The sequence below is a fragment of the Acinetobacter sp. B-6 genome (assembly GCF_056930735.1).
Genome location: NZ_JBXPBY010000001.1, coordinates 497,836 through 510,840, shown reverse-complemented (window position 1 = coordinate 510,840; position 13,005 = coordinate 497,836). Strand labels below are relative to the sequence as shown.

The window sequence follows — 13,005 nt, the reverse complement described above, 5'->3', positions numbered from 1 at the left end:
TGTCTTAGCGATGTATAATCTTTATAGTAAGCCCATCTTACATGACTATCACTTAGTTGAATCAAAATGCTAAGTTTTTTGTTATAATTTCATGCCAAGATAGTGATTAATACTGCATAAGTGGAGTAACAACTTTGGAAGCACGCGTAATCGGTCTGGAAAAATTAGGTAAACACGACGTTGAGATCGTGGGTGGTAAAAACTCTTCACTTGGGGAAATGATCAGTCATTTAGCAAATGCTGGCGTATCTGTACCAGGTGGATTTGCAACGACTGCTGATGCATATCGCGAATTCCTAGAGCAAAGTGGCTTAAATGCTAAAATCAATGCAGAACTTGCAGCATTAAATGTTGATGATGTGATTGCACTTGCTGAAACTGGCGCAAAAATCCGCCAATGGATTGTAGAAACTCCACTTACTACAGGTCTAGAGGCTGAAGTTCGCGAAGCATTTGCTGCACTTTCTAATGGCAATCCTGACATTGCAGTTGCTGTTCGTTCTTCTGCGACTGCTGAAGATTTACCTGATGCTTCATTTGCTGGTCAACAAGAAACTTTCTTGAACATTCGTGGTATTGATAATGTTTTGATCGCAATTAAAGAAGTTTTTGCTTCTCTTTATAATGACCGTGCGATTGCTTACCGTGTACACCAAAACTTTGCACACGACATCGTTGCCCTTTCTGCTGGCGTTCAACGTATGGTTCGCTCAGAAACTGGTGCTGCGGGTGTAATGTTTACACTCGATACAGAATCTGGTTTCCGTGAAGCAGTTTTCATTACTGCTTCTTATGGTTTAGGTGAAATGGTTGTTCAAGGTGCAGTCAATCCTGACGAATTCTATATTTCAAAGCCACTTCTCAAAAATGGCAAACATGCTGTTATCCGTCGTAACCTTGGCTCTAAACACCAAAAAATGATTTATGGCGAAGAAGGTGCTGCAGGTAAATCTGTCGTTGTTGTTGATGTTGAAAAAGCAGATCGCCAACAATTTGCTCTTAATGATTTAGAGCTTCAAGAGCTTGCTAAACAAGCATTGATTATTGAAGAACATTATCAAGCGCCTATGGACATTGAGTGGGCAAAAGATGGTGATGATGGTCAAATCTATATCGTTCAAGCACGTCCTGAAACAGTAAAAAGCCGTGAAAATGTTGGCACAATGGAACGTTACCTTCTTAAACAAAAAGGTACGGTTCTTTGTGAAGGACGTTCAATCGGTCAACGTATCGGTTCTGGTAAAGTCCGTATCGTGACATCGATTAAAGAAATGGACAAAGTACAAGAAGGCGACGTACTCGTTTCAGACATGACTGACCCAGACTGGGAACCAGTAATGAAACGTGCAGCAGCAATCGTGACTAACCGTGGTGGTCGTACTTGTCACGCAGCCATTATTGCTCGTGAATTAGGTGTTCCTGCAATTGTTGGTTGTGGTAATGCCACAGAAGTGCTTGTCGATGGACAGGAAGTGACTGTCTCTTGTGCTGAGGGTGATACTGGCTTTATTTATGAAGGTTCGTTAGATTTTGAAATCCAACGTAATTCTATTGAATCTATGCCTAAACTTCCGTTCAAAATTATGATGAACGTTGGTAACCCTGACCGCGCATTTGACTTCGCTCAAATTCCAAACGAAGGTATTGGTCTTGCACGTTTAGAGTTCATTATCAACCGTATGATCGGTGTACACCCTAAAGCATTACTCAACATTGACAGCCTGCCACGCGAAACCCGTGCTGCTGTTATGGCACGTACTGCAGGTTATGCATCTCCAATCGAATTCTATGTTGAAAAATTGGTTGAAGGTATTTCTACGCTTGCAGCTGCATTTGCAGATAAACCAGTGATTGTTCGTATGTCTGACTTTAAGTCAAACGAATATGCGAACTTAATCGGTGGTAAGCTATATGAGCCTGAAGAAGAAAACCCAATGCTTGGTTTCCGTGGTGCAAGCCGTTATGTCTCTGACAACTTCCGTGACTGTTTTGAACTTGAATGCCGCGCATTGAAAAAAGCACGTGATGAAATGGGCTTAACCAACATTCAAATCATGATTCCTTTCGTACGTACTGTATCTGAAGCGAAGCGTGTTATTGAGTTATTGGCTCAAAACGGTCTGAAACGTGGTGAGAATGGTCTTAAAGTCATCATGATGTGCGAATTGCCAACCAATGCATTATTGGCTGAACAATTCCTTGAACATTTCGATGGTTTCTCAATCGGTTCAAATGACTTAACACAGTTAACTCTTGGTTTAGACCGTGACTCTGGTATTGTCTCTCACCTATTTGATGAGCGTGATGCTGCGGTTAAAGCCCTCCTCTCTATGGCGATTCATGCATGCCGTAAAGCTGGGAAATATGTCGGTATTTGTGGTCAAGGTCCTTCTGACCATCCAGATCTTGCAAAATGGTTAATGGAACAAGGTATTGAGTCTGTGTCTTTAAATCCTGACTCAGTGTTAGATACTTGGTTCTTCCTTGCAGAAGAAAAAACCAAACAAGCTTAATTTGTATGCTCTAAAAAAGACCCTCATGTAGGGTCTTTTTTATTTTTGAAATAATATTTATAACTTCAATTCATTTGAACTCAACTGCTGAATACGCAGTTATGTATTAAAATTTCCATCGCTAAGTTTTAAAGTTAAACACATTTTCACGATATTAATTCCTTATAAAAGCAACCTGATATTGCTTCATATTTTAAGATTTCGTGTAAATTTAATATTAATATGTGCAAAAATCGAGTATACATAGTGGATTACAATGTAGATGAATATTGATGATAACGCTTTCGTTGACCATCTACGCTTTTTGTATTTTAGATTTATTTTGAGAATTGAGTTTTATGCAAATTTACTTGGCGAGAAATAACCAACAAGCTGGACCCTATTCCATAGAACAACTGAATCAAATGCTTGCGAGTCAGCAAGTCTTATTAACTGATTTAGCTTGGCATCAAGGAATGACTGAATGGAAAGCACTTGGTGAACTTACACAAGGTAAACTTGTCTATGAACCTGTTGGTTATATTACACCGACAACTTTTACCCCTGAACATCCCACTCAACAAAACCAAGCAATTACCAACATAAAAGTTGAAAGATCCACTAAAAAAGCAATTAAAGCTGCACCTGTAGGTAAACGTATTTCAGCAAAACTCGTCGATTTTGCAGTATTGTTTTTACCGCAAATTCTTGCTATTGCTTATTTTATGCCTGAAAGTGCAGTCAACATTGCTGAAGGTGGATTTTCTAGAGAAAGCCAAATGCAGATCGCTGAAATAATCAGTAAAAGCATACCAAACTATGTCAATATTGGTTTAATGGTATTCGTATTGGCAATCTTGATTATTCAATGTTTTATGATTACCAAGTCGGGGCAGTCGATTGGTAAAAAAATATTCAAACTTCAAATCGTTGATGTGAATACCAATCAACTACCGGGGTCATTCAGAGGCTTTTTTGTACGTTCGTTTTTATTTCTGATTCTCTCTCAGTTGATGAGCATTGTTCCGCTTATTGCAATTGTATTTATTGTTGATTTATTTATGTTTTTTTCAAAAAACAACTATGCACTCCATGATCGCCTGGCAAAAACCAAAGTGATTGATCTTGCAGAATAAATGAAATGGCGGTGACCCCGCCATTTTTGATACTAAATCACGAAAAAATAATAATTTATGTTTTTGTTTTTTTTATAATTCCGACTAAAAATATCAGGTATTTTTACATTAATATATTCATGCCCTATCTATAGCTAAGTTTGCCGATATGAGGCATAATGCCCTACAACGTAGCGGTGTCAGATCATTGAGAATGTTTTCTATTTGTAAACAATAGTCATTTTCAATCATGCGACACTTTAATCGCTATCCCATATTTATATAGGGAATGGGACTCTTCACCGAGGTTGTAAAATGAGACAAACGACTTTAGCTGTATTGTCTTTATCTGCGATGGCTGCACTCTTAACTGGGTGTGGTGGTGATTTAGTACTTCTAAACTCGAAAGGTCCAGTTGCTGAAGGTCAAAGTAGCCTGATGATGACTGCGATCTATTTAATGCTTTTGGTCGTAATTCCTTCGATCTTAATGGCATTGTGGTTTGGTTGGAAATATCGCGCGTCGAATAAAGATGCAGACTATAAACCTACATGGGCACACTCAACTGCAATTGAAATTGTAGTATGGGGTATCCCGTGTATTATTATTGCTATTCTTGCGTATTTAACATGGTGGGGTTCACATAAGTATGATCCTTACAGACCATTAACAAATACTCAAGGTCAGATGGAAGAACATTTAAAAATTCAAGCTGTCGCTGAACAATTTAAATGGGTATTTATCTATCCTGAACAACAGATAGCTACAATTAACGAAGTTCGTTTCCCAGTCAATAAACCAATTGAATTTCAAATCACTTCTAACTTTACGATGAACTCTTTCTTCATTCCTAAGTTAGCAGGTCAGGTTTATGCAATGGCAGGTATGCAAACTAAGTTACATATGCTTGCAGAACATCCAAGTCCAGCAGAAGGCTACCGTGGATTCTCAGCGAACTATAGCGGCTATGGCTTTACGCAAATGCGTTTCCGTGCGCACGCTGTTTCTGATGCTGATTTCAACGCATGGGTAGACGCAATCAAAGCAGGTAAAGGAACTTCAATTAACCCTGAAGCAATCCAAAAAACCACGCTTGATGCGACTGAATTTGCTACGCTCAAAGATGGTGACCGTTCTAAACACCAAATTGAAGCAATGCTGAACAATGCGCATACGCCAGAAGAAATTAAAGCTGCACACGAAGCTGAACGTAAAGGTCCATTCCCTACTAAGCCTCATCCTGTGACTTATTATTCTTCAGTTACGCCTGACTTGTTCAAGAGCATTATCAACACTTACATGAGCAACTATCATGGTGCAGACCATGCAGGTGCTGAACATGCAGGTGCTGAACATGCAACTGCTTCTGTAGGGGAATAAGACATGTCTTTGTTATTAGGTAAACTCAATTGGGACGCGATCCCTAAAGAGCCTATTGTACTTGTGACAATGGTCGTTATGGCCCTTGGCGCAATTGCAGTTTTAGGCGGTATCACCTATTTCAAAAAATGGGGATATCTCTGGAATGTATGGTTTAAATCAGTAGACCATAAAAAAATCGGTATCATGTATATCCTTGTATCTGTAGTGATGCTACTTCGTGGCTTCGCTGATGCAATCATGATGCGTCTTCAACTGTTCCTTGCAAAAGGTGGCGGTGAAGGTTATTTACATCCAGACCACTACGATCAGATCTTCACCGCACATGGTGTAATTATGATCTTCTTCGTAGCTATGGGTCTTGTTGTAGGTATGATGAACATTACTGTACCACTTCAAATTGGTGCACGTGACGTTGCATTCCCATTATTGAACTCTGTAAGTTTCTGGTTATTTGCTGGTGCTGCTGGTTTGATGATGGTTTCGCTTGTATTAGGTGAATTTGCTGCGACTGGTTGGATGGCTTACCCTCCACTTTCAGGCATTCAATATTCTCCTGGTGTTGGTGTTGACTACTATATCTGGGCACTCCAGGTTTCGGGTCTAGGTACGCTTCTGACAGGTGTTAACTTCTTTGTTACCATCATTAAAATGCGTGCGCCTGGTATGAAACTTATGGACATGCCGATCTTTACTTGGACTGCACTTTGTACAGCCGTTTTGATCATCGCATCGTTCCCAGTATTAACAGCAACTATTGCAATGTTAACACTTGACCGTTACTTCGATTTCCACTTCTTCACCAACGAGCTTGGCGGTAGCCCAATGCTTTACGTGAACTTGATTTGGACTTGGGGTCACCCAGAAGTTTATATCTTGGTATTGCCTGCTTTTGGTCTTTACTCAGAAATCGTTTCAACGTTCTCTCGTAAAACGTTATTCGGTTACAAATCTATGGTGTATGCAACAATTGCAATTACTGTACTGGCATTTGTCGTATGGTTACACCACTTCTTTACCATGGGTGCTGGTGCCAACGTTAACGCGTTCTTCGGTATCATGACCATGATTATTGCGATTCCTACTGGTGTGAAAATCTTCTCTTGGTTATTCACTATGTACAAGGGTCGTATTACATTTACATCACCAATGTACTGGACACTTGGCTTCCTTGTGACTTTCGGTATCGGTGGTTTAACTGGTGTATTAATGGCTGTTCCACCAGCTGACTTCTTAGTACACAACTCATTATTCTTGATTGCTCACTTCCATAACGTAATTATTGGTGGTGTTGTATTCGGTATGTTCGCAGGTATCACTTTCTACTGGCCAAAAATGTTTGGTTGGAAGTTAAATGAGACTTGGGGTAAAGCATCTTTCTGGTTCTGGTTCTTTGGTTTCTATTTTGCATTCATGCCACTTTATATCCTTGGTTTCATGGGTATGACTCGTCGTCTGAATACATATGACAACCCTGAATGGGATCCATACCTAGCTATCGCTTTATTCGGTGCTGTACTTGTCGCTATCGGTATTGCTTGTTTCTTAATGCAAGTGATCGTAGGTTTCTTACAACGTCATGACAACATGGACCACACTGGCGATCCATGGGATGGTCGTGTACTTGAATGGTCTACTTCTTCCCCTGCTCCGTTCTATAACTTTGCTGAAATTCCAAAAATCAATGGTATTGATACTTTCTGGAATGACAAAGAGAATGGTGTTGCATATGCGCGTCCTGAGAAATATGAAGATATTCATATGCCAACCGACCGTGCTGCAGGCTTTGTTATTGCGTTGTTCATTACATCAATGGGCTTTGCTTTAATCTGGCATATCTGGTGGTTAGTCGTTGTAACTTTCCTTGGTGCTGTTATTAGCTTCATCGTAAGTTCATTCACGAAGAAAGTGGATTACTATGTACCTGCTGCTGAAGTAGAACGTATCGAAAATGAGCGTTATGCTTTACTTGAAAAACACTTGAAGAAGGACTAAGGATATGGCTGAAGTACTTCATCACGACAACCATGGACACGATGAGCATCATCATCACGATGATACTGACATCACAGTCTTTGGTTTCTGGACATACTTGATGAGTGACTTGATTTTATTCGGTACACTCTTCATCGCGTTCGCTGTATTAAGCAGTCATATTCCGCCTGGTACTCCAAGTCCAAAAGAGTTATTTGGTGAGTCTTTAGGTTTCGTACTTGTAGAAACTTTCGCTCTCCTGATTTCTTCTGTGACTTTTGGTTTCGCGGTTCTTGCTTCATACAAGAAAAATGTCAACCAAGTGCTGATGTGGTTAATTATCACTTGGCTCTTTGGTGCAACATTCATCGGCATGGAACTTTATGAATTTCATCATTTAGTTCTTGAGGGTCATGGTCCTAGCCACAGTGCGTTTTTATCTGCGTTCTTTACTCTAGTTGGTACGCATGGTATCCATGTAACTTCTGGTTTAGTATGGATGATCGTGTTAATGGTTCAAATCAAGAAATATGGTTTGACATTACCAAACACGCGTCGTCTTGCTTGCCTAAGCTTGTTCTGGCACTTCCTTGACATCGTTTGGATCTGTGTATTCAGCGTAGTTTATTTACTGGGAGCTTTATAATGAGTCATGATCATAATGCTGCTGGTGCGTCGCACGGAAACATCAAACAATACTCTATCGGCTTCATCCTTTCTGTCGTTTTGACCATCATCCCATTTGGGATGGTGATGAAAGGCATGACTGGTGGTGCTGTTGTTGCAACGATTGCGATCACTGCTGTTGCTCAGGTTCTTGTACAATTGATTTTCTTCTTGCACATGAATTCATCTTCTGAACAACGCTGGAACGTCATTGCATTCATCTATACGATTCTGACGATTGCCGTTCTCTTAATTGGTTCTGTATGGATCATGAACTACTTACATTCAAACATGATGCTCTAGGGTGTCATGTTGAAAAAATATCTATTCCTGACTAAGCCAGGAATTCTCTTTGGTAACTTCGTTACCACTTTGGGCGGCTTTTTCTTAGCCGCTCAAGGTTCAGTAGATTTCCTTTTACTTCTCATCACACTCATTGGTACAACACTTGTTGTTGCTTCTGGCTGTGTTGTGAATAACGTCATTGACCAAGACATTGACCAAAAAATGCAACGCACAATGAATCGTGCGCTTGTCAAAAAGACCATCAGTCCAACAGTTGCTTTAATATTTTCTGCTGTGCTGGGTTTAATTGGCTTTGCTTTGTTGTGGTTTTTTGTCAACGCCTACGCATTTGGCTTCGCTGTACTCGGCTTTGTTGTGTATGTGATTTTTTATAGTCTTTGGAGTAAACGTACCACCATTCATCAAACTGTGATTGGAAGTATTTCTGGCGCAAGCCCTCCTGTAATTGGTTATACTGCTGTTTCCAATGAATTTGATATTGCCGCTTTGCTGATTTTTTTAGCATATGCACTTTGGCAAATGCCACATTCTTGGGGAATTGCAATTTATCGTTTCGATGACTATAAAAATGCAGATATCCCTATTTTGCCTGTAGCACGTTCAATTTTTCGAACCAAAGTTGAAAGTTTAATTTATGTTGTACTTTTTGCTGCGGTTTTAAATGGGTTATATTGTTTTGGCTATACCAACATTTTCTTTTTAATCACCTTTAATGCTTTGTGTGCCTATTGGCTCTATTTGTCTATTATTGGCTTTAAAGCAGAGAATGATCAGGTTTGGGCAAGAAAATATTTTTTGTATTCAGTAATTCTAATTACAGCGCTCAGTTTTAGCTTTAGTTTTAGTTACGTCTCCCCTGCACCACATTTGCCACTGTTTTAAAAAAGATAGAGTTTACTCTATCTTTTTTTTGATCCTTTAATTCTCAATAGTTGCTTTCTCGAAAATAATTCAAATCTCATTTGTTCTTGAAAATATGGATGCTGTAAAAAGCTTTGCCACAAGCAAAATTTTAACTTTTAACACAGCAATTATTTTCAAAAAATACTGTCTTGTTCATTTCTCCCACCTTGATAAAGTAAAAAAGATGTGAGCATATAAGATATATTTAAGATGACCATTTAGAGTTTCTGATGATTGAACAAAAATTAATAGCATCGAACTCTGGCTGCTTGTCGGCAATAACATCTGCTTTTACATTACCGAAAGTGCTCTCAGGCTTATTTTTTATACCCTCGTAAAATGCTTGAATGATTTTTTCTTTAAATCCTGTTTCACGAGGATGCAGTTGGATGACTTGATCACGTTCCTGTTGACTATATTGATCAAACTTGATTCCCAACACATCCATTTCAACGCCTGCGGTGACCATTGCAATTTCTGCTGCCATAAATTCAGGAATTCCAGGTGTTGTATGCAATGCAATCGCTGTCCAAACTTTATCAATCTCTTGCTGAGAAAAGCTACGACTTTTCATAAAGTCCGCTGCTGCATTTGCCCCATCCACTTCAAAACGCTGATCACAACTACAATATTGTTGTGTAAGCCCAAGATCATGAAACATACAAGCAATATAGAGTAACTCATGATCGACTTTGATATTTTTACGTTGAGCAGCCAAAGCTCCCCAATGGTATACACGGCTTGAGTGGTGGAACAGCAGCTCTGATTCACAATCACGTATGAGTTGCTGTACATCCTGTACTACTTTGCTATCTGGTATATATAAATGATCCAAGCTTTCCATAGAAGTTTTCCTTTGAAGATATTGATATTCAATATAGATGGAAAAACCAATGTCTTAAATTTATTAAAAGCGTAAAATTAGGACATTTTCATTAGATTATGGATCTGAGATGACAGCTAAAACCGTTGCACTCTTTGCATTACCTCAAGTGCAATTACTCGATATTGCTGGTCCAATAGATGTTTTTTCAGAGGCGAATCGGCAGATTGGTCAAGAAATATATAAGCCGATTTTAATTGCAGCCACAGCTGAGCCCTTAAAGACGTCTTGTGGCATTAAATTATTGCCAGATTATTGTATCTATAGTGATTTAGATGCTATCGATACCTTTTTAATTGCAGGTTCACCTTTTATGGCGGATGTTCGAGTAAATAAAAGCTTGATTGAGCAATTAACAAAATTATGTCAAAGCTCAAAACGTTACGGGTCAATTTGCACAGGTACTTTTTTATTAGCACAGACTGGCTTGTTAGATGGCAAACACGTTACAACGCATTGGGCATTCATAGAACAGTTAAAAATTCAATTTCCCAAATTAAATATCAATAATCAGGCATTTTGTATACAAGATAGAAATTTATTTACCTCAGCTGGTGTTAGCGCAGGATTGGATTTAGCTTTGACGATTGTAGAGCATGATCTTGGAGCTGAAATAGCCAGAAAAACTGCAATGCATCTGGTCACCTTGTTCAAAAGAAAAGGTACTCAACAACAGTTTAGCGATGATATTGAACTTAGCCATCATGGCAAAGCGGTATTAAATGATTTACAAATATGGGTGAAAGCCAATCTCAAACAGCAAATTAATGCGCAAATCTTAGCTGACAAATTTGGCATTACCACACGTCACCTGTCACGAATTTTTTCAAAAGAATTCGGACTTTCTCCAGCAAAATGGCTAGAAGGCATTCGACTCGAATATGCTAAAAAACTTCTTAGAGAAAATCAGTTGGCTGTTAAACAAGTTGCAATGCAATGTGGCTTGAATCATGAACAGGTTTTAAGGCAGTTATTTATGAGGAATTTAGGTATGAGCCCTGTTGAATATAAAAAACTCTATCAATATCGATTTTAAATACAATGATTTGATTGTAGCTTCAAAAAAATAACGATTTAATCAAATCTCCATCTTCTAAAAAAAGCTTGTGCGCTAACACTGTTGTGTATTTACTCGACTAGTTGATTAATTATTCAATACTACTTTTCAGCCTAAAAAGGCAACATGTAAAAACAAAGAAACAGCAATGCAGTTCCAACACATAGCTTACTAAAAATTAGTGACTATAATTTAAAAAGCGACATACTTATTTCAAAGCAACAATGAACATTTTTTCCAAAAGCATATATAAAAACATCTACATTCCATCCTAAAAACTTGTTTTTAATTGGATTTTATTCAACTTCAATTCTAAAGACTATTTAACATGTTCAATATTCAAGCAACACCCAAATAAACCAATCCTTTGATCAGTATAATGACTGATTTAAAAAGTTAAATTAACTTCCAAAAAATACAGAATCATGCTCAAACCGAGCAAACAAATCATCCATTTTTTCAGCATATTTGAGATCTAATTGATGCCATAATTTTTGGGGCAGTGGGATAAATTCTAATGTGTCTGAACCATCAGAAGCTTTACAGAAACGGATTTCATACTCTGGATGTAAAATTTCATTGAGTGCTCGTAAAGTTGTATCTCGATCAGCACCCTCACCTTGATAAGGAATCAGTAATGTTTTTTCACCCAACTGAATCGTAATGGTAAAACCTTGTTTGTTATTGGCAGCTTCAAATTTTGCAGACAGTTGTCCAGTTTCTAGAATTTTTTCACAATATGTGATGATTGCATCATCCTCCTCACCCCAATCCACCACCATGACAATGTCATAACGACCATCAAATACCTCAAAGTAAAACTCTTGTGTTGGATTTTCAATATAAGATTCAATGGTTTCAAGTTTCTCAATACGGTAGTTTGTCATTGTTGCTATCCTTTTTTATTCAGTTTTAATCTAAATAGTGACAATACAAAATTCAATTCACCCTCTGTAAAAATTTAGTGGCTTTTCCAATAAATAATTGAATATTAAATTGTGTTTGCTCATAAACTTTCCTATAATAGGCGCTCGCAATTTTTGCGGCATAATCTATTGCTTTTAACTCTTGTTTAAAGCATTACAGATTGTGACTCCTTGCTTCATTCTTTTGAATGGGGCTGTATAAACCGTAAGGAGCTGACAATGCGTCACTACGAAATCGTAATTCTGGTACACCCAGACCAAAGCGATCAAGTTGTGGGAATGGTAGAACGCTACATTTCTCACATCAAAGATGCTGAAGGTCAAATTCACCGTCTTGAAGATTGGGGCCGTCGCCAATTGGCTTACCCAATTAACAAAATTCATAAAGCGCACTACATTTTGATGAACATCGAATGTAACCAAACTACGCTTAATGAATTAGAAGAATTGTTCCGTTATAACGATGCAATCCTTCGTAACGTGATTATCCGTCGTGAACACGCAATCACTGAAGAATCATTACTTGCTAAGAGTGCTGAAGAAAAACGTGCGCGTAAAGCTCAACGTGAAGAAGCACAACAAGCTCAAGATTCTGTTGAAGCATAAGGAGAACATCAATGGCACGTTTTTACCGTCGTCGCAAGTTCTGCCGCTTTACAGCTGAGAACGTTACGTACATCGACTACAAAGATATCGACACTTTAAAACAGTACATCACTGAAAATGGCAAGATTGTTCCTAGCCGTATTACAGGTACTAAAGCTCGTTACCAACGTCAATTGGCGCTTGCTATTAAACAAGCTCGCTATTTAGCGTTGATTCCTTACACTGACAATCATAAGTGAGGTTGAGCCGTGGATATTATCTTATTACAACGCATTAAAAACCTTGGTAAATTAGGCGATAAAGTATCAGTTAAAGCTGGTTACGGTCGTAACTATTTAATCCCTCAAGGTAAAGCAGTTGCTGCTACTGAAGCAAACACTGCTGCTTTTGAAGCTCGTCGTGCTGAACTTGAGAAAGCTGAAGCTGAAGTTTTAGCTGCTGCTCAAGCACGTGCTGATCAATTGAACGAAGTAAATATCGTTATCACTGCGAAAGCTGGTGATGAAGGTAAACTATTTGGTTCAATCGGTACTCGTGACATCGCTGACGCGTTAACAAATGCTGGTCTTGTTGTAGACCGTGCAGAAGTTCGTTTACCGAACGGTGCGCTTCGTCACACTGGTGAATTCAACATCGCAATCCAATTGCATCATGATGTTGTTGCTGAAGTTCTCGTTACTATCGTATCTGAGTAATT

13 protein-coding genes are annotated in these 13,005 nt (G+C 38.6%); 11 read left to right on the top strand and 2 right to left on the bottom strand.

The window, feature by feature from the left end:
- Positions 1 to 134: 134 nt before the first annotated feature.
- The 7 genes from ppsA (at position 135) to cyoE (ending at position 8,815) form a co-directional block, all read left to right on the top strand.
- Positions 135 to 2,513 carry a phosphoenolpyruvate synthase gene (gene ppsA / locus AC1Z3T_RS02295; protein WP_004824408.1) on the top strand — a complete coding sequence of 793 codons (2,379 nt, stop codon included), beginning with the start codon at positions 135 to 137 and terminating at the stop codon, positions 2,511 to 2,513.
- A gap of 338 nt (positions 2,514 to 2,851) precedes the next feature.
- Positions 2,852 to 3,628, top strand: a complete 777-nt coding sequence (locus tag AC1Z3T_RS02290; RefSeq protein WP_005032196.1) for an RDD family protein — start codon at positions 2,852 to 2,854, stop codon at positions 3,626 to 3,628.
- A 294-nt stretch (positions 3,629 to 3,922) separates the two neighbouring features.
- Positions 3,923 to 4,987 carry a ubiquinol oxidase subunit II gene (gene cyoA / locus AC1Z3T_RS02285; protein ID WP_004824413.1) on the top strand — a complete coding sequence of 355 codons (1,065 nt, stop codon included), beginning with the start codon at positions 3,923 to 3,925 and terminating at the stop codon, positions 4,985 to 4,987.
- Positions 4,988 to 4,990: 3 nt separating this feature from the next.
- A complete protein-coding gene (gene cyoB / locus AC1Z3T_RS02280) occupies positions 4,991 to 6,982 on the top strand; it encodes a cytochrome o ubiquinol oxidase subunit I (RefSeq protein ID WP_004824415.1) in 1,992 nt (663 codons plus the stop codon).
- A 4-nt stretch (positions 6,983 to 6,986) separates the two neighbouring features.
- Positions 6,987 to 7,607 carry a cytochrome o ubiquinol oxidase subunit III gene (cyoC, locus tag AC1Z3T_RS02275; RefSeq protein WP_004824417.1) on the top strand — a complete coding sequence of 207 codons (621 nt, stop codon included), beginning with the start codon at positions 6,987 to 6,989 and terminating at the stop codon, positions 7,605 to 7,607.
- The gene (gene cyoD, locus AC1Z3T_RS02270) at positions 7,604 to 7,930 is read left to right on the top strand and encodes a cytochrome o ubiquinol oxidase subunit IV (protein ID WP_026040388.1); all 327 of its coding nucleotides are present in this window, start codon (positions 7,604 to 7,606) and stop codon (positions 7,928 to 7,930) included. Before cyoC ends, cyoD begins: the two co-directional genes overlap by 4 nt.
- Positions 7,931 to 7,936: 6 nt before the next feature.
- Complete coding sequence (gene cyoE / locus AC1Z3T_RS02265) at positions 7,937 to 8,815, top strand: heme o synthase (protein WP_004824421.1); 879 nt, start codon at positions 7,937 to 7,939, stop codon at positions 8,813 to 8,815.
- Positions 8,816 to 9,041: 226 nt separating this feature from the next.
- Here the strand turns inward: cyoE and AC1Z3T_RS02260 are convergent, their stop codons facing one another.
- Positions 9,042 to 9,680 carry an HD domain-containing protein gene (locus tag AC1Z3T_RS02260; RefSeq protein ID WP_042089666.1) on the bottom strand — a complete coding sequence of 213 codons (639 nt, stop codon included), beginning with the start codon at positions 9,678 to 9,680 and terminating at the stop codon, positions 9,042 to 9,044.
- A 109-nt stretch (positions 9,681 to 9,789) separates the two neighbouring features.
- On the opposite strand from AC1Z3T_RS02260, the gene AC1Z3T_RS02255 reads away from it, so the two are divergent.
- Positions 9,790 to 10,755, top strand: a complete 966-nt coding sequence (locus AC1Z3T_RS02255) for a GlxA family transcriptional regulator (protein ID WP_100885439.1) — start codon at positions 9,790 to 9,792, stop codon at positions 10,753 to 10,755.
- Positions 10,756 to 11,177: 422 nt separating this feature from the next.
- Here the strand turns inward: AC1Z3T_RS02255 and AC1Z3T_RS02250 are convergent, their stop codons facing one another.
- Positions 11,178 to 11,663: a hypothetical protein gene (locus tag AC1Z3T_RS02250; protein ID WP_100885440.1), complete on the bottom strand. Its 486-nt coding sequence runs from the start codon at positions 11,661 to 11,663 to the stop codon at positions 11,178 to 11,180.
- 258 nt (positions 11,664 to 11,921) lie between these two features.
- On the opposite strand from AC1Z3T_RS02250, the gene rpsF reads away from it, so the two are divergent.
- From rpsF to rplI, 3 genes are read left to right on the top strand one after another with little or no spacing between them, the layout of a single operon-like run.
- Entirely contained in the window at positions 11,922 to 12,308 is a 387-nt protein-coding gene (gene rpsF, locus AC1Z3T_RS02245) for a 30S ribosomal protein S6 (protein WP_004824425.1), read from the top strand.
- Positions 12,309 to 12,319: 11 nt separating this feature from the next.
- Positions 12,320 to 12,547 (top strand): 30S ribosomal protein S18, encoded by a 228-nt coding sequence (rpsR, locus tag AC1Z3T_RS02240; RefSeq protein WP_004719336.1) that lies wholly within the window; start codon positions 12,320 to 12,322, stop codon positions 12,545 to 12,547.
- A 9-nt stretch (positions 12,548 to 12,556) separates the two neighbouring features.
- Positions 12,557 to 13,003 carry a 50S ribosomal protein L9 gene (gene rplI / locus AC1Z3T_RS02235; protein WP_004824427.1) on the top strand — a complete coding sequence of 149 codons (447 nt, stop codon included), beginning with the start codon at positions 12,557 to 12,559 and terminating at the stop codon, positions 13,001 to 13,003.
- Positions 13,004 to 13,005 lie beyond the last annotated feature (2 nt).

What these genes read in the sequence shown, in the direction of transcription:
- AC1Z3T_RS02290 (WP_005032196.1), top strand. Translation starts at nt 2,852, where the DNA reads ATGCAAATTTACTTGGCGAGAAATAACCAACAAGCTGGACCCTATTCC.
- cyoA (WP_004824413.1), top strand. Translation starts at nt 3,923, where the DNA reads ATGAGACAAACGACTTTAGCTGTATTGTCTTTATCTGCGATGGCTGCA.
- cyoB (WP_004824415.1), top strand. Translation starts at nt 4,991, where the DNA reads ATGTCTTTGTTATTAGGTAAACTCAATTGGGACGCGATCCCTAAAGAG.
- cyoC (WP_004824417.1), top strand. Translation starts at nt 6,987, where the DNA reads ATGGCTGAAGTACTTCATCACGACAACCATGGACACGATGAGCATCAT.
- cyoE (WP_004824421.1), top strand. Translation starts at nt 7,937, where the DNA reads ATGTTGAAAAAATATCTATTCCTGACTAAGCCAGGAATTCTCTTTGGT.
- AC1Z3T_RS02260 (WP_042089666.1), bottom strand. Translation starts at nt 9,680, where the DNA reads ATGGAAAGCTTGGATCATTTATATATACCAGATAGCAAAGTAGTACAG.
- AC1Z3T_RS02255 (WP_100885439.1), top strand. Translation starts at nt 9,790, where the DNA reads ATGACAGCTAAAACCGTTGCACTCTTTGCATTACCTCAAGTGCAATTA.
- AC1Z3T_RS02250 (WP_100885440.1), bottom strand. Translation starts at nt 11,663, where the DNA reads ATGACAAACTACCGTATTGAGAAACTTGAAACCATTGAATCTTATATT.
- rpsF (WP_004824425.1), top strand. Translation starts at nt 11,922, where the DNA reads ATGCGTCACTACGAAATCGTAATTCTGGTACACCCAGACCAAAGCGAT.
- rpsR (WP_004719336.1), top strand. Translation starts at nt 12,320, where the DNA reads ATGGCACGTTTTTACCGTCGTCGCAAGTTCTGCCGCTTTACAGCTGAG.